This window comes from Allobosea sp. CRIB-10 (assembly GCF_900112185.1).
Taxonomy (GTDB): Bacteria; Pseudomonadota; Alphaproteobacteria; order Rhizobiales; family Beijerinckiaceae; genus Allobosea.
In genome coordinates this window covers 250,194-273,835 of the sequence record NZ_FOKP01000001.1, presented here as the reverse complement: position 1 = coordinate 273,835, position 23,642 = coordinate 250,194, and the positions used below count along the sequence as shown (strand labels likewise).

25 protein-coding genes are annotated in these 23,642 nt (G+C 67.8%); 22 read left to right on the top strand and 3 right to left on the bottom strand.

Translation table 11 applies throughout. The features are described 5' to 3' along the window. Positions 1–2: 2 nt before the first annotated feature. Positions 3–1,622: a GMC family oxidoreductase gene (locus BMZ69_RS01260; RefSeq protein WP_092153986.1), complete on the bottom strand. Its 1,620-nt coding sequence runs from the start codon at positions 1,620–1,622 to the stop codon at positions 3–5. Positions 1,623–1,825: 203 nt separating this feature from the next. Between BMZ69_RS01260 and BMZ69_RS01255 the strand changes: the two genes are divergently transcribed. The 4 genes from BMZ69_RS01255 to BMZ69_RS01240 all read left to right on the top strand — a co-directional run bounded on the left by BMZ69_RS01255 (position 1,826) and on the right by BMZ69_RS01240 (position 3,493). Beyond that, positions 1,826–2,185: a carboxymuconolactone decarboxylase family protein gene (locus BMZ69_RS01255; protein ID WP_092153984.1), complete on the top strand. Its 360-nt coding sequence runs from the start codon at positions 1,826–1,828 to the stop codon at positions 2,183–2,185. A gap of 148 nt (positions 2,186–2,333) precedes the next feature. Then, complete coding sequence (locus BMZ69_RS01250; RefSeq protein ID WP_139218951.1) at positions 2,334–2,552, top strand: DUF2934 domain-containing protein; 219 nt, start codon at positions 2,334–2,336, stop codon at positions 2,550–2,552. A gap of 144 nt (positions 2,553–2,696) precedes the next feature. Further along, positions 2,697–2,993: a GNAT family N-acetyltransferase gene (locus BMZ69_RS01245; RefSeq protein ID WP_092153980.1), complete on the top strand. Its 297-nt coding sequence runs from the start codon at positions 2,697–2,699 to the stop codon at positions 2,991–2,993. A 71-nt stretch (positions 2,994–3,064) separates the two neighbouring features. Beyond that, positions 3,065–3,493: an acyl-CoA thioesterase gene (locus BMZ69_RS01240; RefSeq protein ID WP_092153978.1), complete on the top strand. Its 429-nt coding sequence runs from the start codon at positions 3,065–3,067 to the stop codon at positions 3,491–3,493. A gap of 1 nt (position 3,494) precedes the next feature. Here BMZ69_RS01240 and BMZ69_RS01235 read toward each other — a convergent pair whose 3' ends face one another. After that, on the bottom strand, positions 3,495–3,938 hold the full coding sequence (locus BMZ69_RS01235; RefSeq protein WP_092153976.1) for a GFA family protein: 444 nt from the start codon (positions 3,936–3,938) through the stop codon (positions 3,495–3,497). A gap of 144 nt (positions 3,939–4,082) precedes the next feature. Here BMZ69_RS01235 and BMZ69_RS31465 point away from each other — a divergent pair, with 144 nt between their 5' ends. The 18 genes from BMZ69_RS31465 to BMZ69_RS01140 all read left to right on the top strand — a co-directional run bounded on the left by BMZ69_RS31465 (position 4,083) and on the right by BMZ69_RS01140 (position 22,965). Beyond that, positions 4,083–4,244: a hypothetical protein gene (locus tag BMZ69_RS31465; RefSeq protein WP_175506622.1), complete on the top strand. Its 162-nt coding sequence runs from the start codon at positions 4,083–4,085 to the stop codon at positions 4,242–4,244. 407 nt (positions 4,245–4,651) lie between these two features. Further along, the gene (kdpA, locus tag BMZ69_RS01220; RefSeq protein ID WP_092153971.1) at positions 4,652–6,361 is read left to right on the top strand and encodes a potassium-transporting ATPase subunit KdpA; all 1,710 of its coding nucleotides are present in this window, start codon (positions 4,652–4,654) and stop codon (positions 6,359–6,361) included. 22 nt (positions 6,362–6,383) lie between these two features. Beyond that, positions 6,384–8,420, top strand: coding sequence for a potassium-transporting ATPase subunit KdpB (gene kdpB, locus BMZ69_RS01215; RefSeq protein ID WP_092153969.1), 2,037 nt, complete (start codon positions 6,384–6,386; stop codon positions 8,418–8,420). Between the two features lie 23 nt (positions 8,421–8,443). Beyond that, positions 8,444–9,025 (top strand): potassium-transporting ATPase subunit KdpC, encoded by a 582-nt coding sequence (gene kdpC, locus BMZ69_RS01210; RefSeq protein WP_092153967.1) that lies wholly within the window; start codon positions 8,444–8,446, stop codon positions 9,023–9,025. Between the two features lie 175 nt (positions 9,026–9,200). Then, entirely contained in the window at positions 9,201–11,924 is a 2,724-nt protein-coding gene (locus tag BMZ69_RS01205; RefSeq protein WP_092154595.1) for a sensor histidine kinase, read from the top strand. Further along, a complete protein-coding gene (locus tag BMZ69_RS01200; RefSeq protein ID WP_092153965.1) occupies positions 11,921–12,616 on the top strand; it encodes a winged helix-turn-helix domain-containing protein in 696 nt (231 codons plus the stop codon). Before BMZ69_RS01205 ends, BMZ69_RS01200 begins: the two co-directional genes overlap by 4 nt. A gap of 81 nt (positions 12,617–12,697) precedes the next feature. Continuing rightward, complete coding sequence (locus BMZ69_RS01195; RefSeq protein ID WP_092153963.1) at positions 12,698–13,156, top strand: hypothetical protein; 459 nt, start codon at positions 12,698–12,700, stop codon at positions 13,154–13,156. 198 nt (positions 13,157–13,354) lie between these two features. Next, entirely contained in the window at positions 13,355–13,708 is a 354-nt protein-coding gene (locus tag BMZ69_RS01190) for a DUF2849 domain-containing protein (RefSeq protein WP_092153961.1), read from the top strand. Between the two features lie 3 nt (positions 13,709–13,711). Further along, positions 13,712–15,382 carry a nitrite/sulfite reductase gene (locus BMZ69_RS01185; RefSeq protein WP_092153959.1) on the top strand — a complete coding sequence of 557 codons (1,671 nt, stop codon included), beginning with the start codon at positions 13,712–13,714 and terminating at the stop codon, positions 15,380–15,382. Further along, a complete protein-coding gene (locus BMZ69_RS01180; RefSeq protein ID WP_092153957.1) occupies positions 15,369–15,887 on the top strand; it encodes a DUF934 domain-containing protein in 519 nt (172 codons plus the stop codon). The genes BMZ69_RS01185 and BMZ69_RS01180 overlap by 14 nt, the downstream gene beginning before the upstream one ends. Positions 15,888–15,891: 4 nt before the next feature. Continuing rightward, on the top strand, positions 15,892–16,131 hold the full coding sequence (locus BMZ69_RS01175; RefSeq protein ID WP_139218950.1) for a hypothetical protein: 240 nt from the start codon (positions 15,892–15,894) through the stop codon (positions 16,129–16,131). Next, positions 16,128–17,585: a siroheme synthase CysG gene (cysG, locus tag BMZ69_RS01170; protein WP_092153952.1), complete on the top strand. Its 1,458-nt coding sequence runs from the start codon at positions 16,128–16,130 to the stop codon at positions 17,583–17,585. Before BMZ69_RS01175 ends, cysG begins: the two co-directional genes overlap by 4 nt. 173 nt (positions 17,586–17,758) lie before the next feature. After that, positions 17,759–18,796, top strand: coding sequence for a sulfate ABC transporter substrate-binding protein (locus BMZ69_RS01165; protein ID WP_092153950.1), 1,038 nt, complete (start codon positions 17,759–17,761; stop codon positions 18,794–18,796). A gap of 2 nt (positions 18,797–18,798) precedes the next feature. Then, positions 18,799–19,644, top strand: coding sequence for a sulfate ABC transporter permease subunit CysT (gene cysT / locus BMZ69_RS01160; RefSeq protein WP_092153948.1), 846 nt, complete (start codon positions 18,799–18,801; stop codon positions 19,642–19,644). After that, a complete protein-coding gene (cysW, locus tag BMZ69_RS01155) occupies positions 19,637–20,530 on the top strand; it encodes a sulfate ABC transporter permease subunit CysW (protein WP_092153946.1) in 894 nt (297 codons plus the stop codon). The genes cysT and cysW overlap by 8 nt, the downstream gene beginning before the upstream one ends. 17 nt (positions 20,531–20,547) lie before the next feature. Then, positions 20,548–21,594 (top strand): sulfate/molybdate ABC transporter ATP-binding protein, encoded by a 1,047-nt coding sequence (locus tag BMZ69_RS01150; RefSeq protein ID WP_092153944.1) that lies wholly within the window; start codon positions 20,548–20,550, stop codon positions 21,592–21,594. Between the two features lie 73 nt (positions 21,595–21,667). After that, positions 21,668–22,105, top strand: a complete 438-nt coding sequence (locus tag BMZ69_RS01145; RefSeq protein ID WP_092153941.1) for an OsmC family protein — start codon at positions 21,668–21,670, stop codon at positions 22,103–22,105. Next, complete coding sequence (locus BMZ69_RS01140) at positions 22,102–22,965, top strand: sulfurtransferase (RefSeq protein WP_092153939.1); 864 nt, start codon at positions 22,102–22,104, stop codon at positions 22,963–22,965. The genes BMZ69_RS01145 and BMZ69_RS01140 overlap by 4 nt, the downstream gene beginning before the upstream one ends. Before the next feature lie 33 nt (positions 22,966–22,998). Here the strand turns inward: BMZ69_RS01140 and BMZ69_RS01135 are convergent, their stop codons facing one another. Further along, positions 22,999–23,532, bottom strand: a complete 534-nt coding sequence (locus BMZ69_RS01135; RefSeq protein ID WP_092153937.1) for a hypothetical protein — start codon at positions 23,530–23,532, stop codon at positions 22,999–23,001. Between the last annotated feature and the right edge of the window lie 110 nt (positions 23,533–23,642).

Below are 23,642 nucleotides of genomic sequence, written 5' to 3'. Positions count from 1 at the left end.
TTCTACCGCGCATCCTCGCGCACCATCTGCGCGCCCTTCTCGCCGATCATCATGCTGGGCGCGGCCGTGTTACCCGAGGTGATCGCCGGCATCACCGAGGCGTCGATAACGCGAAGACCCGCGACGCCGCGCACCCGCAGGCGCTCGTCGAGCACCGCCATGGCGTCGTCCTCGCGGCCCATCTTCGCCGTGCCGACAGGGTGGAAGATCGTCGTGCCTATGCGGCCGGCGGCCTCGACCAGCGCCTCGTCCGTCTCGTAGCCTGGCCCCGGCAGGTATTCCTGCGGATTGAAGCGGGCGAGGGGCGCCTGCGCCACGATGCGGCGGGCGAGCTTCAGGGCGTCGACCGCGACCTGCCGGTCTTCTTGCGTGGAAAGATAGTTCGGCGCGATCGCCGGCGCCGCAGCCGGGTCGGCCGATTTGATATGGACGCTGCCGCGGCTCGATGGCCGCAGATTGCAGACGCTCGCCGTGAAGGCGCCGAACGGGTGCAGGCCGTCGCCCCATTTGTCGAGCGAAAGCGGCTGGAAATGGAATTCGAGATTGGCGGTGGCGTAATGCGGGGCCGATCTGGCGAAGGCGCCCATCTGCGACGGCGCCATGGTCAGGGGGCCGGTGCGGCGCACCGCATATTCCAGCGCCATCAGTGGCCGCCGCCAGAGCTTGGCATAGTCGGTATTGAGCGTCTTGACCCCATCGACCTTGTAGATCGGCCGCAATTGCAGATGGTCCTGCAGGTTTTCGCCGACGCCGGGAGCGTGCTGAACAGTCTCGATGCCGAGCCCGCGCAGGCGCTCGCCATCGCCGATGCCGGAACGCTCGAGGAGAGCGGGCGAGCCGACGGCGCCGGCGCTGAGCAGGACCTCGCCGGTGACCCGCGCCAGATGCCGCTCGCCGCCGCGCATGAGGACGACGCCGGTCGCGCGGCCATCCGCGACGACGATGCGCTCGACCAGGCAGCCGAGTTCGACCCGAAGATTGTCGCGGTCGAGCGCCGGCTCCAGGAAGGCGCGCGCCGCGCTGAAGCGCCGACCGCGCTTCTGGGTGACCTGGAAATAGGACGACCCCTCATTGTCGCCGGTGTTGAAGTCGTCGATCTTGCGGATGCCGGCCGCCTCGGCCGCGTCGCGCACGGCGTCCAGGATGTCCCAGCGCACGCGCGGATGTTCGACGCGCATCTCGCCGCCGGAGCGATGGAATCGGCCATCGGGCGCGATATGGTCCTCGTGCTTCATGAAGAGCGGCAGGACGTCGTCCCAGCCCCAGCCGGTCAGCCCCTGCTGGCGCCAGCCATCATAGTCGGCGCCCTGCCCGCGCATGTAGATCATCGCGTTGATCGCCGAACAGCCGCCGACGACCTTGCCGCGCGGATAGGCGAGGACACGCCCGCCGAGCCCGGCCTCGACCTCGGTCTGAAACAGCCAGTCGGCCCGCGGATTGCCGATGGCGTAGAGATAGCCGACCGGAATGTGGAACCAGATCCAGTCGTCCTTGCCGCCGGCCTCGACGATCAGGACCTTGCGACGGCGATCGGCCGAGAGCCGGTTCGCCAGCACGCAGCCGGCCGAGCCCGCTCCGATGACGACGTAGTCGAAAGTGCCGATGTCGATCTCGCCCGCCATGGCCGCCCTGTTCCGTTGCGCTTCCCCGATCAGGGATAGAGCGGGGACCGCATGGCGGCAACGCGCGCCACGGCGCAAAGGCGCATTGGCGCCGCGACACGTCCCGCATCACATCCTCGCTTCCGCTTCTGGCGCCGGAGAGAACCTCTGCCTAACAATTTTCGCCGGCCAAGTACCGCGCCGATCACCTGGAGGACATCCGCATGTTGGACTGGACCACTTATCGCACGGAGCTGAAGGGGCGCGTCGGCGATTTCGGCAAGGCCGCCCCTGAGGCGCTTCGAGGCTATGCCGCGCTGGCCGGCGGGGCGGCGAAGACGACGCATCTCGATGCCCGTACCCGCGAGCTGATCTCGCTCGCCGTCGCCGTCACGACGCGCTGCGACGGCTGCATCACCTCCCATGTCGATGCGGCGATCAAGGCCGGGGTCAGCCGCGAGGAGATCGCAGAAGCGCTCGGGGTGGCGATCGCGATGAACGCCGGTGCGGCGCTGGTCTACTCGGCGCGGACGCTCGACTGTTTCGAACAGATGACGGCCCCCGTCCCCGCTGCCGCGGAATAAGGCCGGCTCGTCTCCGAAGGAGCCGTGGTCTGCCTCCGAAGGGCTCATGCGAGCGCCACATTGCCATGGCAGGTTGACCGGGAGGCGCGGAACGCCTGATGGCGCTCCGTCGTTTCCTCGTCGACCGCAACGGAACCAGGAGGACGCGATGAGTCATACTGGCAAGGCCGAGCGCGAGATCCGCAAGATCGCCTATGCGCTCTGGATGGAGGAAGGGCAGCCGGAAGGCCGCGACCACGAGCATTGGGAAGCGGCCAAGGCGATCTGGACCTTCCGCAACCGCAGCGAAGACATCGTCGACCACGGGGCGGAGGACGAGCTCAAGGGCGAGCGCATCCGCCGCCGCGAGCAGGAATGGCTGTCCTGACCGCCGCTCGCAGGGCTGCGATCCGCTGCAGCCCTGCCATTCGCTCTCTGCATGATCGCAACCGGCGACAAGCGGTCGCGCCGCGCCCACATTGTGGCTGAAGCGGTGTCGGCGTTGGCGTGTCGGCTCCAGCGGAGAGACGTCATGACCCAGCATGTCGAAACCGGCCGGATCGCCGTCGTCGAACGGCCGGAAAGCGGGCGCTTCGAGCTCGATTTTCCTGGCGGGCAGGCCTTTGCCGTCTATCGCAGCGATGGTGACCGGATCATCGTCACCCATACTGAAGTACCGCCGGCCTTCAACGGCCGCGGCCTTGGTTCGCAACTGGCCGAGGGCATCTTCCAGATCGCGCGGGTCAGCGGTCGCCGCGTCGTGCCGCGCTGCTCCTTCGTCGCGGCGTGGGCGCATCGCCATCCCGACTACGCGGATGTGCTGGCCTGAGCCGCCCCGCTACATCTTGCCTCGCGGCCGCCGATCGCGTTTGAAGGCTCCGTCATGAAACGGGGCCTGCCATGCCGGACGATCTCGCCATCACCGACTTTCCGCTGCGGGCGCATGACAAGCTCCGCTATGGCGACACCGACCGCCAGGGCCACGTCAACAACGCGGTCTTCTCGAGCCTCCTGGAAACCGGTCGCGTCGAGCTGATCTATGGTCAGGCCGGTCGTCTGGTCGAGCCGGGGGCCTCCTTCGTCCTCGCTCGGCTGGAGCTGGATTTCCGGGCAGAGCTGCTCTGGCCCGGCGAGGTCGAGATCGGCACGCGTGTCGCCTCGATCGGCCGCAGCTCGGTCCGGCTCGAACAGGCGATCTTCCAGGGCGAGCGCTGTGTCGCCAGCGGCGTTTCGGTGATCGTCCAGACCGACGAGGCGACGCGCAAGGCGCGGCCGTTCTCGGAGGCGGTGCGCGAGCAGCTGGCGCAGCTGGTGGCGCCGACAAGCTGATCTATCCGCCCTCCTCCGGCCAGCCGACCAGCTCGGTCGGGGTCCAGCGCGCTTTTCGGCGCTCGCGCCGGCCGCCCAATGCTTCGCCGCTGAAATCACGCGGCTCGGCCGGCCTGGTGAAGCGGGCGCGCTCATCGAGCGCGTCGATATTGATCGTCGTCCAAGCTCTGCCGTCCTCGACCATCAGCATGGCGACATAGACGCCGCAGCGCCGGCAAAGAACCACTTCGGACGCGGCGAGCCCGAAACGGTAGCGCTGGAGCTGCGCCGGCTCGTGCACGGTGAGACGGGCGGTCCCCCTCGGATCCGAGACGGTCCGCGCATTGTGCTTGCGGCAAAATGAGCACTGGCAGGCGCCGACGGTCTCCGCCTCCGGCGGACGAGGCAGCGACAGTTCGAGGCCGATCGCGCCACAATGGCAGCAGCCCGTCAGGCGATGCGTCATGCGGTTCTCCCTGTCGCGCGCTGTCACATCACGGCAATTATGGATGTGCGATGATCTGATCAAAACAAGTGATTGGATACCGAATCGAATCGGGGGAACGGAATCATCCCCGCCGCGTTCGAAGCCAAAATGCGGGAGGACATCATGAACAGCCTTGTTGCGGCCTCGGCGCTGTTCCTGGCCGGCGGCTTGTCGAGCGTGACCATGGGGGCCGTGCCCCTGCAAGGCGTTCTCAACGAGATCTTCTGGGCGAGCCTGGCGCTGTCGGGCTTCCTCGCCATCGTGGGCCTCGAAGCGGCGAGCTGATTGCTGGTCGGCCTGCCTCCTTCCCTTATCTGCCGAACCCGCCCGCTGTGCCCTGCGGCAAGCGCTGACTGTCGGCTCGACCGGCCGGCGCTTTAGATGCCTTTGCATCTTTATGCATCGTTTATGCCCCCGCCTGCCCTTCCGGCTCGACCCTTTAGCGGAGGCGACACCACATCTCCGGTCTGAAACTAGGCTGGAGAGCCATCATGGCCGATATCGTCTTTCTCGCGCTCGGAGCCGGGGCCTTCGCGCTCTTCGGCTGGTACGTAGCGCTGCTGCGCAAGGTCTGACGCCATGGGCCTGACCTTGCTCTATGCCGCCGCCGCCCTCGGGCTCGCGGTCTACATGGTCGCCGCGCTGCTGCGCCCCGACCGTTTCTGAACCAACGATAAAAAAGGAGACCTCGCATGGACTGGCGGGGCTGGGCTGAGATCGTCTTCACGATCGCGCTGACGGTAGCCGTGGGCTGGCCGCTCGGCATCTATATGGCGCGCGTCTGGGCGCGCGAGACAACGCCGCTCGACCTGGTGCTGAAACCGGTAGAGGCCGGCTTCTATGCCGCGCTCGGCGTCGACCGGAACAAGGGGCAGACCTGGCTCGGCTATGCCGGCGCCGTGCTCGCCTTCAGCGCGGCCGGCTTCGTGCTGCTCTACGGCCTGCTGCGATTGCAGGGACTGCTGCCGCTGAACCCGCAGGGCTTCGACGGACTGTCGCCGCATCTCGCCTTCAACACCGCCGTCAGCTTCGTCACCAATACGAACTGGCAGTCCTATGGCGGCGAGACGACGCTGAGCAGCCTCAGCCAGATGGCGGGCCTCACCGTGCAGAATTTCGTCTCGGCCGGCGCCGGCCTTGCCGTCGCGGCCGCCGTGGCGCGGGCCTTCGCCGCCGACCGTGGCGAGACGCTTGGCAATTTCTGGGTCGATCTGACCCGCTCCGTCCTCTACGTGCTCCTGCCGGTCTCGATCGTCACCGCGCTGGCGCTCGTCGCGGCCGGTGTGCCGCAGAGCCTGCTCGCCAACGTCACCGCCAAGACGCTGGAGGGCGCCGACCAGATCATCGCCCTCTTCCCGGTCGCCAGCCAGGAAGCGATCAAGCAGTGGGGCACCAATGGCGGCGGCCTATTCAACGTCAACTCGGCCCACCCGCTCGAGAACCCGACGCCGCTGACCAATCTGATCGAGGTCGTCTCGCTGAACGCGCTCGCCTTCGGCACGGTCATCGCCTTCGGGCGCGTCGCCGGCGCACGCAAGGAAGCGCGCGCTCTGCTCGCCGCGATGGTCATCCTCGTCGGCCTCGGCGCCACGGCGATCTACTCCGCCGAGACGCTGACGCCGCAGCCCGCCATGATCGCCGCCGGCATCACCGATGCGCCGGCCAATATGGAGGGCAAGGAAGTGCGCTTCGGCGCCGCCGCCTCGGCGCTCTGGGCGGCGATGACAACCGGCGCCTCGAACGGCTCGGTCAATTCGATGCATGCCAGCTACATGCCGCTCGGTGGCGGCGTCGCGATGTTCCTGATGCAGCTCGGCGAGATCCTGCCCGGCGGCGTCGGCTCCGGCCTCTACGGCATGGTGGTAATGGCGCTGCTCGCGGTCTTCGTCGCCGGCCTGATGGTCGGGCGCACGCCGGAATATCTCGGCAAGAAGGTCGAGAGCCGCGAGATCAAGTTCGCCATGCTGGCGGTGCTGATCCTGCCGCTCGCCATCCTCGGCTTCTCGGCCGTCGCCGCGGTGCTGCCGGTCGCGCTCGAAGGCTTGCTGAACAAGGGGCCGCGCGGTCTCTCCGAGATCCTCTACGCCTATTCGTCGGCGGCGGGGAACAACGGCTCGGCCTTCGCGGGGCTCACCGCCAACGCACCCTGGTGGAACACGACGCTCGGCATCGCCATGCTGCTCGGCCGCTTCGCCTACATCGTCCCCGTGATCGCCATGGCCGGCGCCATCGCGGCCAAGCCGAAGCTCGCGCCAACCGCCGGCACCCTGCCGAGCGACAGCCCGCTCTTCGTCGGCCTGCTCATCGGCATCATCCTGATCCTGGGCGGCCTGCAATTCTTCCCCGCGCTCGCGCTCGGGCCGATCGTTGAGCACTTCCAGGTGCTTGCGGCCGTTCGCTGAGCCGACAAAGGAACCATGTGAAATGAGTGTCTCACTCGCCAAATCCAGCGCCTTCAGCCAGGCCATCGTGCTCACGGCCCTGAAGAGCGCCTTCAGCAAGCTCGATCCGCGTGAGTTGACCGGCAACCCGGTCATCCTCGCCACCGAAGTCGTCGCGGCGCTCGCCACCGTCTCGGCGATCGTCGCCATCGCCAATGGCCAGGCTGCGGCCTTCCCGATCCAGATCGCAATCTGGCTCTGGCTCACCGTGGTCTTCGCCAATTTCGCCGAGGCGATCGCCGAGGGACGCGGCAAGGCGGCGGCGGATTCGCTGCGCGCCACCCGCGTCACAACCAAGGCCAAGCTGATCATCGATGCCGAGCGCAATGCGATGATCCCGACGCCGGCTCACGAACTCGCGCCGGGCGACATCGTCCTGGTCGAGGCCGGCGACGTCATTCCCGCCGATGGCGAGATCATCGAGGGCGTCGCCTCGGTCAACGAGGCCGCTATCACCGGTGAATCCGCGCCGGTGATCCGCGAGAGCGGCGGCGACCGCTCGGCCGTCACCGGCGGCACGACGGTCGTCTCCGACTGGATCAAGGTGAAGGTCACCTCGCGGCCGGGTTCCTCCTTCCTCGATCGCATGATCGCGATGGTCGAGGGCGCCGACCGGCGCAAGACCCCTAACGAGCTCGCGCTCGCCGTGCTGCTGGCCGGCCTGACCCTGGTCTTCCTGATCGCCGTGGTGACCCTGACCGGACTCGGCGCCTTCTCCGGCGTCTCGCTCGACCCGATGGTGCTCGGCGCGCTCTTCGTCACGCTGATCCCGACCACGATCGGCGGCCTGCTCAGCGCCGTCGGCATCGCCGGCATGGACCGGTTGCTGAAGGTCAACGTGCTGGCGACCTCGGGCCGGGCGGTCGAGGCCGCCGGCGACGTCGATACGCTGCTGCTCGACAAGACCGGCACGATCACCTTCGGCAACCGCATGGCGGTCGAGGTGATCCCGGTTCCCGGCGTGCGTCCGGACGCGGCGCTGCGCGCTGCGCTGATGGCCTCGCTCGCCGACGAGACGCCGGAAGGCCGCTCGATCGTCGAGCTCGCCCGTAACCAGGGCGTCGCCGCCGAGATTCCGGCGGGCGCGACGGCGATCCCGTTCAGCGCCACCACGCGCCAGTCGGGCTTGGACTTCGATGGCAAATCCTGGCGCAAGGGCGCGGTCGACGCCGTCATCAAGACGCTCGACCTCGCTGAGAGCCAGGTGCCGGCGGAATTGCGCCAGGCGGTCGATGGCATCGCCCGTTCGGGCGGCACGCCACTCGCCGTCAGCGAGAACGGCGCGCTGGTCGGCGTCATCCACCTCAAGGACGTGGTGAAGCCGGGCGTAAAGGAGCGCTTCGCGGATCTGCGCCGCATGGGCGTGCGCACGGTGATGATCACCGGCGACAACCCCGTCACCGCGGCGGCGATCGCCTCCGAGGCCGGCGTCGACGACTTCCTCGCCGAGGCGACGCCGGAGGACAAGCTGCGGATCATTCGGACCGAGCAGGCCAAGGGCCGCCTCGTCGCCATGTGCGGAGACGGCGCGAACGACGCCCCTGCCCTCGCCCAGGCCGATGTCGGCGTCGCCATGCAGACCGGCGCGCAGGCGGCGCGCGAGGCCGGCAACATGGTCGATCTCGACAGTGACCCGACCAAGGTCCTGGAGATCGTCGAGGTCGGCAAGCAACTGCTGATCACCCGCGGCGCGCTCACCACCTTCTCGATCGCCAACGACGTTGCGAAATACTTCGCCATCATCCCGGCGCTCTTCGTCGTCTCGCTGCCGGCGCTCGGCGCGCTCAACATCATGGGTTTGGCGAGCCCGCAGAGCGCGATCCTCTCGGCGGTGATCTTCAACGCGCTGGTGATCGTCGCGCTGATCCCGCTCGCCCTGAAGGGCGTGCGCTACCGGGCCATCGGCGCGGCCAAGCTGCTTTCGCGCAACCTCACCGTCTACGGCATCGGCGGCATCATCGCGCCCTTCATCGGCATCAAGCTGATCGATCTCGCCCTCGCCGCCCTCAAGCTCGTCTGACGGCCTGACAGGAGAGCCGTATCATGATCGCCAATCTTCGCCCCGCCATCGTTTCGATGGTCCTCTTCACCGCCCTGCTCGGCCTCGCCTATCCGCTCGGGCTCACCGGGCTGGCGCAGGCGCTGTTCCCGGCCCAGGCCGGCGGCTCGCTGATCCGCAACGCCTCCGGCGAGATCGTCGGCTCGCGCTTCGTCGGCCAAAACTTCAAGGACGAAGCCTACTTGCGTCCCCGCCCCTCGGCCGCCGGCAAGGACGGTTATGACGCCTCCGGCTCGTCGGGCTCCAATCTCGGGCCGCTCAACGAGGACCTCGCCGCCCGGATCAAGACCGACGCCGAGGCGCTGCGCGCCGAGAGCCCGGCGCCGATTGCGGTCGACGCCGTCACCACCTCCGGCTCGGGGCTCGACCCGCATGTCTCGCCGGCCAATGCCGCCCGGCAGGTCGCGCGCATCGCCGCCGCCCGCAAGGCCCCGCCGAACGAGGTTCTGGCTGTGATCGCCGCCAATACCGAGGGCTCGACCTTCGGCCTGCTCGGCGAGCCGCGCGTCAATGTGCTCGCCGTGAATTTGGCACTCGACGCGCGCTGGCCACGCACGCAGCGCTAAATGGCTATTCTTTGAGTGTGAGCTACAAGATGAGGTCGTCCCGGGCGGAACGTAGCAGCGACCCGGGACCCATGCCTGACCCTCTCTCCGGAAGGCTCAGGCATGGATCCCGGATCGGCGCGTTTTCGCCGCTTGTCCGGGATGACTTTGCAAGATGGTCAAGAATATCTGGGTAATGGCAACCGACGAATCCCAGTTCCGAGAGGCAGGGCGGCCCGACCCCGACGCCCTGCTCGCTTCAGCCGGCCGCGGCAAGCGTGGCCGGCTGAAGATCTTTCTCGGCATGGCGCCGGGCGTCGGCAAGACCTACGAGATGCTGACGCAGGCTAGGCGCGCGCAAGAGGAGCATGGCGAGGTGCTCGTCGGCGTGGTCGAGACGCATGGCCGGCGCGAGACGGAAGAGCTGCTCGACGGGCTCGAGGTGATGGCGCGCCGGCCGCTCGAGCATCGCGGCCGGCTGATGATGGAGTTCGACCTCGACGCGGCCCTCGCCCTCAAGCCGAAGCTGCTGCTGGTTGACGAATACGCCCACTCCAACGCGCCCGGCAGCCGCCATCCCAAGCGCTGGCAGGATGTCGAGGAGTTGTTGCAGGCGGGCATCGACGTCTGGACGACGCTCAACGTCCAGCATCTCGAAAGCCTGGTCGACGTGGTCTGGAAGATCACCGGCGTGCGCCAGCGCGAGACGGTGCCGGACAGCGCCCTCAGCCGCGCCGACGAGATCGAGCTGATCGACATCACGCCGACCGAGCTGCGCCAGCGCATGGAGGAAGGCAAGGTCTACGTCCCCGAGACGGCGCGGCTCGCCGCCGGCAACTTCTTCAAGCCCGAGAACCTGACGGCGCTGCGCGAACTGGCGTTGCGACGCGCGGCCCAGACGGTCGACGACCATCTCAACCAGGCGATGAAGCGCGCCGGGGTCGAGGGGCCTTGGGCGGCGGGCGAGCGTATCCTCGTGCTGATCGGCCCCGATGCCATGGCCGGCTCGCTGGTCCGGGCCGGGCGGCGCCTCTCCGACATGATGATGGATGCGCCCTGGACGGTCGCCCATGTCGAGCGGCCCAGTGGAGTGGAGCCGGATGCGGCCCGCGGCGCCCATCTCGCCGAAGCGTTGAGGCTCGCCGAACAGCTCGGCGGGGCCAGCGTCGTGCTCAACGGCGACGATCTCGTCGGCGCGGTGCTCGACTATGCCCGGCGCAACAACGTCACCCAGATCGTCGTCGGCAAATCGCATCGCAAGGGCTGGCGCTCCTGGTTCAGGCCCTCTCTCGCGCCCGAATTGCTCAAGGCACAGAACGGTGCGGCGCTGCACATTATCACCGAGGTCGCAAGCGGGCCGGTGCAGCCGGCCCTCCGCGCTTCGCCGCAACGGAGAGCGGGCTGGCTCGGCCATCTCGGCGCGTTAGCCATGGTCGGGGCCGCAATCGGTCTGGCCGAACTGATCGACAGGCGGGTCGAGAACGTCAACCTCGCCATGCTGTTCCTGGTCAGCGTGCTCGGCGCCGGCCTCGCCTTTGGCCTCTGGCCGGCGGTGACGGCCGCGGCGCTCGCCGCCTTCGCCTACAATTTCTTCTTCCTCGAGCCGCGTCTGACGGTGTGGATCGGCCACCCGGCCGACGTACTGACCTTCCTCGTCTTCTTCGCGGTCGCGCTGACGACGGGCGGCCTGACCGGACGCATCCGCGACCAGGCCAGGGCGACGGCACGGAGGGCGTCGGCGATCACCGCCCTGCTCGCCGCCAGCCGCCGGCTCTCGGCCGCGGCGCGGCGCGAGGACGTCGCGTCCATTCTGGCCGAGCAGGTCTCGGCGGCAACCTCCGGCAAGATCGTGGTGCTGCTGCCGGTGGACGGCGAGATCGCCCCGGCCGCGGGCGCGCCGGAGCTGGAGGCGCTTTCGACCGCGGACATGACCGCCGCGCGCTGGACCTGGAACCGCGGCGAACCGGCCGGCGCCGGCACCGGCACCTTGCCGAACGTGGCCTGGACCTTCCGGGCGTTGCAGGGCGTGCGGGCCCGATCGGGCGTAGTCGGCTTCGAGCCGAAGGCGCTGGCGAGCGCCGAGAGCGAGCGTTTCGCCCTGGCGCTGCTCGATCAGGGCGCGATCGCGATCGAGCGGGCCGAGCTTGCGGCCGCCGCCGTCGATGCCGAAGCATTGCGTCGCAGCGACCGCCTGCGCTCGGCGCTGCTCAACTCGGTCAGCCATGACCTGCGCACGCCGCTCGCCACCGTGCTCGGCTCGGCAACGACGCTGATCGACTATGGCGAGGGCATGCGGCCGGCCGTGCGCGACGACCTGCTGCTCTCGATCCGCGAGGAGGCCGAGCGGCTCAACCGCTATGTCGGCGATCTCCTCGACATGACCAGGCTCGAAGGCGGGGCGCTGGTGGCGCGGCGTGACTGGATCGATGTCCGCGACGTGATCGCGTCGGCGCTGTCGCGCATTTCGCGCCGGCTCGGCCAGCGCCGGGTCCAGCGCGACTTTCCCGCCGAGCTTTCCCTGGTCCGGGCCGATGCCGGGCTGCTGGAGCAGGTGCTGGTCAACATCCTCGAGAACGCCATCGCCTATAGCGAGGACGGTGCGCTGATCGAGGCGGCAGCCTATGAAGACCGCGGCAATGTCGTGATCTCGATCGAGGACGAGGGCCGCGGCATCCCGACCGCCGAATTGGAGCGCGTCTTCGAGAAGTTCCGGCGCCTGGAGGAATCGATCGACCGCGGCGGCGAGCGCGGCAAGGGTGCGGGTCTCGGCCTTGCGATCGCCAAGGGGTTCGTCGAAGCCATGGGCGGGCGCATCGCCGCCGCCAGCCCGATCCATGACCGCCCTGACGGCAGCAAAGGCGGCACCCGCATCCTGATCAGCCTGCGTAAGGACGTCGCGGGCGGAGAAAGCAAGTCATGACAGCCTTCCGCCCGCGTATCCTCGTCATCGACGACGAGCCGCAGATCCACCGCTTCCTCGGCCCGGCGCTCGACGCCGCCGGCTATGAACCGATCCGCGCCGACGACGCCACCACCGGCCTGCGCGAGATCGCCCGCAAGCCGCCCGACGCCGTCGTGCTCGATCTCGGCCTGCCCGACATGGACGGCAAGGAGGCGCTGGCCAAGGCGCGTGCCTTTTATGACGGGCCAGTGATCATCCTCTCCGCCCGCGACCGCGAGACAGAGAAGATCGACGCGCTCGACGCCGGCGCCGACGACTATGTCGAGAAGCCCTTCGGCGTCGGCGAGTTGCTGGCGCGCCTGCGCGTCGCGCTGCGCCACCGCCTCGAACGCCAGGGCTCGGAGCCGGCCCTGCAGGTCGGCGATGTCGAGATCGACCTGGTCAACCGCCGGATCAGCAAGGCCGGTGCGGCGGTGAAGCTCTCGCCGAAGGAGTACGACCTGCTCGCCTGCCTGGCGCAAGGCAATGGCCGGGTGCTGACCCATAAGCAGATCCTCACCGCGGTCTGGGGCCCGGCACATGAGCACGACGTGCAGTATCTGCGCGTCTTCGTCGGCCAGCTCCGGCAGAAGCTGGAGGACGATCCGGCCGAGCCGAAGCTGATCGAGACCGAGCCGGGCGTGGGCTATCGGCTGGGGGGGCTGGTCTGAGGCTGAGCCCCCTGGCGCTTCGCCTTGCGCCGTTTCCAACGCCTCTCTAACGTCGGCACCACAACCATGAGGAGAATGGTGATGCGGTTGCCGGTGTTGAGTGCGCTGATCGGCATCGGCTGCTTCGGCCCGGCGCTGGCGGGTTGGGCGCCGACCATCTTTGAGGGTGAGACGAAGCGCGCGATCCAGGGCTGCGCGGCGAAATCGACAGACGATGCCTGGTCCTGCGCCTTCATTCGCTGCGAGCCTGACGGCAGCGGGCTCGGACTCTATCTCGATATCCCCGGTGCCCTCTTGGACGGGCCGATCGTCCTCGCCGTCGACGGCCGTGACTTCCCGCTCAATCTTGAGGACACGTCGGGACCGTTCGGCGGCGCTTATCGTGTGGCCGGCACCGACAGCGTGATGTTCTCGGCACTATCCAGCGGCAAGTCGCTCCGTATCCGGCTGGAAGGCCTCAAGAAGGGCTATGACGTGATCCCGCTCGCTGGAATCGCCCCGGCCCTGCGCAAGCTGAACCAGTCCTGCAAGTCGGGCTGAGGGCGTGCCACTCGGATCCAATGGGCGCTCGGGGGAGGAAAAAACTTCTGCGCCGGCGAATGCCAAAGAGGTCGTGAAGAGAGATTTCCTCTTTTCGAACGGGAATAAGAAAAATCACACTACCTGACGTGAATTGATGCTCGAAGGCCTCTGCCTTATGTAAAACGTTCGGAATAGCGAACGTAGCGAGCATCATTCATGGCTGCCGCCAAACGCCCTGCCCTGCCGGTGATCCTGCTGGCCAACGACCTGCTCGACGGCGATGTCGTCTTCGCGGCGGGCGATGCCGATGGCCTGCACTGGACGCGCGATCCCGGTGCGGCGCTGGTCGGCGACGACGATGCGACCGCCGACCGGCTCGACGCCTTCGCCGCCACCGAGCTCGGCAACCAGCATGTCGTCGACGCCTATCTCGTCGATGTCGCGATCGAGGACGGCGTGCCGGTGCCGCGCCATTACCGCGAGCGGATGAAGACAACCGGCCCCAGCATCCGGCGCGACCTCGGCAAGCAGGCCGAATTGCCGCTCGCCCAAGCCCTTCTGAGAGCCTGACGCATGTATCGGTACGACGAATTCGACGAACGCTTTGTCCGCGAGCGGGTCGTGCAATTCCGCGACCAGGTCGGCCGCCGGCTCAGCGGTTCCCTGACGGAGGACGAGTTCAAGCCGCTGCGCCTGAAGAACGGCGTCTATCTGCAGCTGCACGCCTATATGCTGCGGATCGCCGTGCCCTATGGCACGCTCTCGTCGAAGCAGATGCGCCAGCTCGCGCTGATCGGCGAGCGCTATGACCGCGGCTACGGCCATTTCACCACGCGCACGAATCTCCAGTTCAACTGGCCGAAGCTGCGCGACATCCCTGATATTCTCGATCTGCTCGCCGATGTCGAGATGCATGCGATCCAGACCTCGGGCAATTGCATCCGCAATGTCACCGCCGACCATTTCGCCGGCGTGGCGCAGGACGAGGTCGAGGATCCGCGCCCAACCGCCGAACTGATCCGGCAATGGTCGAGCCTGCACCCGGAGTTCGACTACCTGCCACGCAAGTTCAAGATCGCGGTGACCGGCGCCGCGCACGACCGCGCCGTGGTCAAGGCGCACGATATCGGACTGCGCATCCTGCGCCATCCCGACACGCATGAGATCGGCTACGAGGTCATCGTCGGCGGCGGCCTCGGCCGTACCCCGATGATCGGCAAGGTGGTGCGCGAGTTCCTGCCCAAGGCTGATCTGCTCGCCTATCTCGAGGCGATCATGCGGGTCTACAATCTCGAGGGCCGGCGCGACAACAAGTACAAGGCCAGGGTCAAGATCCTCGTCCACGAGATCGGCACCGAGGAATTCTCCCGCCGCGTCGAGGAGGAGTTCGCCCGGCTCGACGGCCCCTCGGTCAATGCCGATACGGCCGAGGTCGCGCGCATCGCCGCCTATTTCGCGCCGCCGGCCTATGAGACGCTGCCGGCGACCAGCGGCGCCTTCGAGGCGGCCAGGGCCGGCAATCCCGATTTCGCCCGCTGGGTCGAGACCAATCTGACGCCGCACCGGCAACCCGGCTATGCCGCGCTGACCATCTCGCTGAAGCCGATCGGCGCGCCTCCGGGCGACGCCACCAGCGAGCAGATGCGTGTCGTCGCCGATCTGGCGGATGAATTCTCGCTCTCCGAGATCCGGGTCACCCACGCGCAGAACCTCGTCCTGCCGCATGTGAAGCTGTCGGACCTGTTCGCGGTCTGGCAGCGCCTCGGCGAGGCGGAGCTGGCAACGGCCAATGCCGGCCTGATCACCGACATCATCGCTTGCCCCGGCCTCGACTATTGCGCGCTGGCGACGGCCCGCTCGATCCCGATCGCGCAGGCTCTGGCGCAGCGCTTCGCCGATCCCGTCCGGCAGAAGGAGATCGGTGTGCTCAACATCAAGATCTCCGGCTGCATCAATGCCTGCGGCCACCATCATGTCGGCCATATCGGCATTCTCGGCCTCGAGAAACGCGGCATCGAATCCTATCAGATCACGCTTGGCGGCGACGCGACCGAGAATGCGGCGATCGGAGAGATCCTCGGCCCCGGCCTCGCCGCCGAGGACGTGCCCGACGCGATCGAGCGCATCGTCTCGGTCTATCTGGCCCAGCGCCAGGCGGGCGAGAGCTTCATCGACAATGTCCGCCGCATCGGCCTTGCGCCGTTCAAGGCGGCTTTTCAGGAGGTCAGCCATGCCGTTGCTTGATCGTCACGGCGCCAAGGCCGAGATCTGGACGCGCAGCGAAGGCGCGGCGATCGACAATCTCTCGCATGCGCTCGTCGACTGGGCGGCGCTGCCGGAGGCGCTGGCGCAGAAGACGCGCGACCAGCGCATCGGCGTCGTCATCCCCAACACCGTCCGCATCCCCGAGCTCAAGTTGCTCATGCGGCAACTCTCGCTGATCGCGATCAGCTTCCCGTCCTTCGGCGATGGGCGTGGCTTCAGCCTGGCGCGCCTGATCCGCAATCACGGCTTCACCGGCACGTTGCGCGCCAGCGGGCCGCTGATCGTCGACCAGTTCGCCTATGCCCTCGCCTGCGGCTTCGACGAGGTCGAGCTGCCGGAGGCCAGCGCGGCGCGCCAGCCGGCAGAGCAATGGGTCAACGCGCTCGGCCAGATCAGCCATGGCTATCAGCGCGGCTATGGCGACAGCGGCAACATCCTCGATCGGCGCCGCTCGGCCCGGCTGAAGCATGCAGCGGCAGGCTGAGACGATGCACGGTTCGGCCCAGACCAGCCTGCGGCGGCCGGCCGACCGCCATAGCGACGATGAATGGGAGGAGGCCGTGTTGAACGACGCCCTGAGTCACTCCGCTCCCGGCCCGCGCGAGCGCTGGTTCGATCTTTGCTTCCGGCTTATCATCCTGGTGCTTGCCGGTCTGTGGCTGTTCATGCCACCTGCGGGCGACAGTCAGGCGCAACCCGATGTGAAGGCCGCAGCGACGCAACGATGAGTGCAAGACACCCGGAAGCTATTGCCCCGCGCCGGATCGACCGGCTCGCGACCCTGCCGCTCTTCCACAAGCTGGAGGGGCGCAAGGTCGTGCTCGCGGGTGCGAGCGAGGGCGCTCTGTGGAAGGCGGAACTGCTCGCCGCCGCGGGCTCGACGCTGCTGATCCTCGCCGGCGACCAGCCGGAGGTTTTCTTAAGCCTCGCCGCTGACCCGCCGGCCGGTTCGGTCACCGTGCTCCCCCGCACCTGGCAGGCTGATGATCTCGACGGCGCGGCGCTCGCCATTGCCGATGTCGAATCGCTCGACGAGGCCAGGGCCTTTGCCGCGGCGGCCCGGCAGTCTGGCGTGCCGGTCAACGTGGTCGACAAGCCCGAATTCTGCGATTTCGCCTTCGGCTCGCTGGTCAACCGCTCGCCTCTGGTGGTCGCGATCTCGACCGATGGCGCCGCTCCGGTCTTCGGCCAGGCGATCCGGGCCAAGATCGAGGCGCTGCTTCCCGCCGGTCTCAAGGCCTGGGCGCAGGCCGCGCATGACTGGCGCCCGATGGTCAAGGCACGCGAGCTTTCCTTCCCGCTGCGCCGCGATTTCTGGGAACGCTTCACCAGCCGCGCCCTCGCCGAGCCCCAGCGCCGACCCGACGAGAATGATCGCAGCGACCTCACTGCCGCTCTCGACGAGATCGAGCGCGGGGGCACGCCAAACGGCCGCGTCACGCTGGTTGGCGCAGGCCCGGGCGATCCGGAATTGCTCACGCTGAAGGCGATCCGGGCGCTGCAGAGCGCCGACATCATCCTCTACGACGATCTCGTTTCGGCCGGCGTGCTCGAACTCGCCCGGCGCGAGGCCAAGCGCATGCTGGTCGGCAAGCAGGGCTATGGTCCGGCAGTGAAGCAGGACGACATCAATGCGATGCTGGTTTCACTCGCTGCACAGGGCAAGCATGTGGTCAGGCTGAAGGGCGGCGACCCCGGCATCTTCGGACGCGCCGGCGAGGAGATCGAGGCCTGCCAGCGCGCCGGCATCCCGATCGCGATCGTGCCCGGCATCTCCGCGGCGCAGGGCGCGGCCGCCTCGCTCGGGCTTTCGCTTACTCATCGCGACCATGCCCGCCGCTTGCAATTCGTCACCGGCCATGCCCGCGACGGCAAGCTGCCGCAGGATCTCGACTGGAAGGCGCTCGCCGATCCGGCCGCAACCACGGCGCTCTATATGGCGCGCGCCACCTTGCCACTGTTCCGCGAGAAGGCGCTCGCTGCCGGGCTCGATCCGGCGACGCCGGCAATCGCCGTGCTCGGCGCCACCACCCCGGCGGAAACACGGATCGCAAGCACGATCGCGGAGCTGCCCGAGCGCCTCGGCGAGCTGCCGAGCCGCGGCCCCGTCCTCGTCCTGATCGGCCATGCCATGGGGGCTGCGCTGCCGGCCGTGGCCGGTGTAAAATTGGCTCAGGGCTGATGTGAACCAAACCGCCGGAGATGCGTTTTCTCTCTGGCGCGAAAAGTTTGGAAGGGCTCTACTGCCCCCGCTAGTTGAGCGATGACCGCCAATTCAGTACGTTCTGTTTGTTTTTAAGAACAGTTTTGAGCCGTTTCGACGGTTTTCCGAACTGTCCGACACGGAGCACTGAGATGACGCGACAGAGACTTCACCGCCTGCTGCAAGCCGGCCTGGCGCTTGGAGCTTTCGCCCTGTGCTTCGGCGTGATCAGCGGCGCCCGCGCGCAGACCGAGCTGCTCAACGTCTCCTATGATCCGACCCGCGAACTCTACCGCGAGATCAATGCGGCCTTCATCGCCGACTGGAACGGCAAGAACGCCAAGAAGATCACCACGATCCGGCAGTCGCATGGCGGCTCGGGCGCACAGGCCCGCACCGTAATCGACGGCCTCAACGCCGATGTGCTGACGCTGGCGCTCGCGGGTGATATCGACGCGGTGGCGCAACGCTCGAAGAAGCTGCCGCTCGACTGGCAGAAGCGCCTGCCGCAGAACTCCTCGCCCTACACCTCGACCATCGTCTTCCTGGTCCGCAAGGGCAATCCGAAGGCGATCAAGGACTGGGGCGACCTGGTGAAGCCGGGCGTGCAGATCATCACGCCGAATCCGAAGACCTCGGGCGGCGCCCGTTGGAACTATCTCGCCGCCTGGGCCTATGCCGAGAAGGCCTTCAACAAGGACGAGGCCAAGGTCCGCGACTATATCGGCAAGCTGCTCGCCAATGTCCCGGTGCTGGACACCGGCGCGCGCGGCGCGACCACGACCTTCACCCAGCGCGGCATCGGCGACGTCTTCCTGTCCTGGGAGAACGAGGCCTTCCTGGCGCAGAAGGAGTTCGGCGAGGACAAGTTCGACATCGTCGTGCCCTCGCTCTCGATCCTGGCCGAGCCGCCGGTCACGGTGGTCGACGGCAATGTCGACGCCAAGGGCACCCGTGCCCAGGCGCAGGCCTATCTCGACTTCCTCTACACGCCAAAGGGCCAGGCGATCATCGCCAAGCACTATTACCGGCCGCGCAATCCGGAAGCCGCCGATCCGAAGGACATCGCCCGCTTCCCGAAGGTCGAGCTCGTCACCATCGACGAGAGCTTCGGCGGCTGGGCAAAGGCGCAGCCCACCCATTTCGGTGACGGTGGCAGCTTCGACCAGCTCTACAAGCCGGCCCGCTGAGCATGACGGCGACGGTATCACGCTGGCGCGAGCCCAGCATCCTGCCCGGCTTCGGCCTGGCGCTGGGCATCACCGTGACGGCGCTGTCGCTGATCGTGCTGATCCCGCTCGCCGGGCTATTCATCAAGGCGGCGAGCGCCGGCCCGGCCGATATCTGGGCGGTTGCGACCTCGCCGCGCACGCTGGCGGCGCTGAAGCTCTCCTTCTTCGGAGCGTTCTTCGCAGCAACGGTGAATGCCGTCTTCGGGCTGATCCTGGCCTGGGTGCTCGTCCGCTATGATTTCCCCGGCCGGCGCCTGATCGATGCAGCGGTGGACCTGCCCTTCGCCCTGCCGACCGCCGTCGCCGGCATCTCGCTTGCGGCGATCTATGCGCCGAACGGCTGGATTGGCGGCCTGCTCGCGCCCTATGACATCAAGGTCGCCTATACGCCGCTCGGCGTCATGGTGGCGCTGATCTTCATCGGCCTGCCCTTCGTCGTGCGCACCATCCAGCCGGTGCTGGAAGAGCTGCCGGCCGATATCGAGGAGGCCGCGGCCCTGCTCGGCGCCAGCCGTTGGCGCACCGTCTTCACCGTGCTGCTGCCGCCGGTGCTGCCGGCGCTATTGACCGGCTTCGTGCTCGCTTTCGCGCGGGCCGTCGGCGAATACGGCTCGGTGATCTTCATCGCCGGCAATGTGCCGATGGTCTCGGAGATCGCCCCGCTCCTCATCGTGATCCGGCTGGAGCAGTTCGACTATGCCGGGGCGGCCGTGGTCGCGACGATCATGCTGCTGCTGTCGTTCTCGCTGATCCTGCTGGTCAACCTGATCCAGGCCAGCGCCCGCCGGAGGTTCGGCGATGTCTGACGCCAGCCTGCCCTATCAGATCGAGGACCTAGCGCCCGCGCGCGCCGCGCGGCGCGTCAAGGGCGAATCCCGCATCGTCCAGTTCGTGCTGGTCGGCATCTCGCTCGCTTTCCTATGCCTGTTCCTCTTCCTGCCGCTGATCTCGGTCTTCGTCGAGGCCGGCGCGCGCGGCTGGCAGGCCTATCGCGAGGCGATCCTCGAACCCGATGCGCTGGCGGCGATCCGGCTGACCCTGCTCATCGCGGCGATCGCGGTGCCATTCAACGTGATCATCGGCCTTGCAGCCGCCTGGGCGATCGCCAAATTCGAGTTCCGTGGCAAGAGCCTGCTGATCAGCTTCATCGACCTGCCCTTCTCGGTTTCGCCGGTGATCTCGGGGCTGGTCTTCGTGCTGCTCTTCGGAGCGCAGGGCTATTTCGGTCCCTGGCTCGCGGCCAACGACATCAAGATCGTCTTCGCCGTGCCGGGCATCCTGCTGGCGACGATCTTCGTGACCTTCCCCTTCGTGGCGCGCGAACTGATCCCGCATATGCAGTCGCTCGGCTCGGCCGATGAGGAGGCGGCACTGACGCTCGGCGCCTCGCCCTGGCGCACCTTCTTCACGGTGACATTGCCGAATGTGAAATGGAGCCTGTTCTATGGCGTGCTGCTCTGCAATGCCCGCGCCATGGGCGAGTTCGGCGCAGTCGCCGTCGTCTCCGGCAAGATCCGCGGCCTGACCAACACCATGCCGCTGCATGTCGAGATCCTCTACAACGAGTATATGGGCGCCGCCGCCTTCGCCGTCGCCTCGCTGCTGGCGGGCCTGGCCCTCGTCACGCTCGTCCTGAAAACCGTCCTGGAATGGCGCTTCGCCGATGCGATCGCCGCCAGCCGTCGTCACTGAGATAGCGGGACATTCCGATGTCGGTCTCCGTCACCATCGAAAGCGTCGAGAAGCGCTTCCAGAACTTCCCCGCTCTGCGCGGCGTCTCGCTCGACATCCAGCCGGGCGAGCTCGTCGCCCTGCTTGGCCCATCCGGCTCGGGCAAGACCACGCTGCTGCGCGTCATCGCCGGGCTGGAGCAGGCCGAGCGCGGCCGCGTGCTGTTCGGCGAGACCGATACGCGCGAGCTCTCGCTGCGCGAGCGCCGGATCGGCTTCGTCTTCCAGCATTACGCGCTGTTCAAGACGATGAGCGTCGGCGAGAACATCGCCTTCGGGCTGAAGTCGCGGCCACGAGCCGAACGGCCGAGCCCGGCCGAGATCAGGAAACGCGTCTCCGACCTGCTCGAACTCGTCCAGTTGCCGGGCCTGGAGAAGCGCTATCCGAGCCAGCTCTCCGGCGGCCAGCGCCAGCGCATCGCGCTCGCCCGGGCACTGGCGATCGAGCCGCGCGTCCTGTTGCTCGACGAGCCTTTCGGTGCCTTGGACGCCAAGGTCCGCAAGGATCTGCGCGCATGGCTGCGCGAGTTGCACCGGCACACCGGCCATACCACCGTTTTCGTCACGCACGATCAGGAGGAGGCACTGGAACTCGCCGACCGTGTCGCGATCCTGCATGACGGCCGGCTCGAGCAGGTCGGCTCGCCCGACGACGTCTACGATCATCCGGCGACGCCCTTCGTCTGCCAGTTCCTCGGCGACGCCAACCATCTGCCGGTCAAGGTCGTCGGCAGCCAGGCTTTCTTCCAGGATCGGCCCGTGCTCGGTGGCCTGCGCCAGAACCAAAGCGGGCCTGCCTCGCTCTATGTCCGGCCGCAGCATCTGCGCATCGTCGACGACGCGCCGTTGGCCTTGCCCGGCGTGGTCGAGCATCTGCGCCGCAACGGGCCGCTACGCCGCGCTGAGGTCGCCGTCGACGGTTTGCCGAAGCGGCTCGACGTCGATCTCGCCAGCCAGGTCGCGCCGGCGATCGGTGAGCGCATCCGCTTACGCATCACGCATGGCAACCTCTTCGCCGCGGCCTGATGCCGCCCTCGCCTTTCGCGCACCTGACGGGTTATGCCTGTCGCCCGACACGTTCCGACGACAGGAGACGACCATGAAAGCGCGGGCGAAATGGGTCGAGGGCATGGCCTTCATGGGCGAGGCCGGCAGCGGCCACTCCGTGATCATGGACGGCGCGCCTGAATATGGCGGCCGCAATATCGGCATCCGGCCGATGGAGATGCTGCTGATCGGGCTCGCCGGCTGCACCGGCTTCGACGTCGTGCAGATTCTCAAGAAGGGCCGCGAGGCGGTGACTGGCTGCGAGGTCGAGGTGGAGGCCGAGCGCGCGAGCGAAGACCCCAAGGTCTTCACCAAGATCCACATCGCCTATCGCGTCAGCGGCCGCGGCCTGTCGCAGGCCAAGGCCGAGCGCGCCGTCACATTGTCGAAGGAAAAATACTGCTCAGCTTCGATCATGCTGGGCGCGACCGCGCAGATGAGCACCTCGCTCGTGGTCGTCGACGAACTGCAACAGGAGGCCGCGGAATGACGGATATCCCGACCTCGGGGCTGGTGTCTCCCGAAGTCCTGCGTGGCGCGCTGGGCACGCCCGGTCTCGTCATCATCGACATTCGCGCTGCCGCCGAGGGCGGGCGCCAGGCCTTCGAGGCCGGCCATATCCCCGGCGCCGTCCATAGCGACTATGCCGCCGACGGCTGGCGCGCCAAGGTCGGCAATGCGCCGGGCATGCTGCCGCCGCTCGACTATCTCGCGGAGCTGGCAGGCCGGCTTGGCGTAACGCCGCCGAGCAAGGTCGTGATCGTGCCGGCCGGGCGCACCGCCAGCGACCTTGCCGCCGCGACCCGCGTCTACTGGACGCTGAAGCTGATCGGCCATGGCCAGCAGGCGATCCTCGATGGCGGCTTCAAGGGTTGGCAGAGCTCGCTGCGCTTGCCGATCGAGACCGGGCCGTCCAAGCCCCATTCAGCGGCCCCGTATCCGGTCGTGGTGCAGCAGAAATTACGCAGTACCGCCGACGCCACCCTCGTCGCCTCGCGCAGCAAGCTCGCGACGCTCGTCGACGCCCGCTCGGACAGCTATTTCGTGGGCAGGGAGAAGGCCGCCGAGGCCACCCGCGCCGGACACATTCCCGGCGCCGTGTCCCGCGACTACGTGGCTGCCTTCGATCCTGCGACCGGGCGCTTCCGGCCGGTCGAAGAGCTCGCTGCCCTGTTCGGCTCGGTGCCGAACGGTCCGGTGATCTCCTATTGCAATACCGGCCACACCGCCTCGTTCAATTGGTTCGTGATGTCGGAGTTGCTCGGGCGCGAGGAGGTCTCGCTCTATGACGGCTCGATGACCGACTGGACGCAGGACCCGGAACGGCCGGTCGCGGCGGGAGCCGCCTGAGCGGCGGCCCCAGCTGGCTGATGGAGCACTCGCTTATCGGCTGGTCGAGACCGAGCGATTGCCCTGACGGTCGACATGGACACCGACGCGGGTGCCGTCGGCCTGGGTGGTCCAGGTCGAGGTGATCCCGGTGCGCGGATTGTAGGTTGTCCGGCTGGCAGCGCCGGGCTGGCCGGCCCGCTGTCCGGCCGGGCGAAAGCCTGAACGGACTACGCCGTCCGGAGTGATCGTTGTCACGAAGCGGTCGCCGCTGGCGAGACCGATGGAGCGGATGCGCGTGCCGTCGGGCAGGACGGTGTCGGCCGAAGCGACGCCGACCTGGTGTCCCATGGCGCCACCGCCGGCACGAGGCCCGGCGGCGCGATCGGCCCGGCCGATGTGACCATAGCTGCTCGCAGCTTGGCCCAGATTCGGCTGGTTGTGGAACACGGCCCAGCGATCATCGCCACCACCACCACCGCCGCCTCCGCCCCCGCCGCCTTCGCCGGCAAAGGCGGGCGCCAGCGGCGCCGACAGGCAGAGCGCGATCGACAGCGTGCGCGAAACGCGAAGAGAAAACGTAGCCATAGCCGGCCTCCTGAAAGGTGTTGCGCGGCGGCTCGTGCCGTGGCGCTTAGGCACTAGGCTTCCATCGGCGCGGCCTGCTCGGCCTCATCACCGGTGGGATAGTGCTGGCT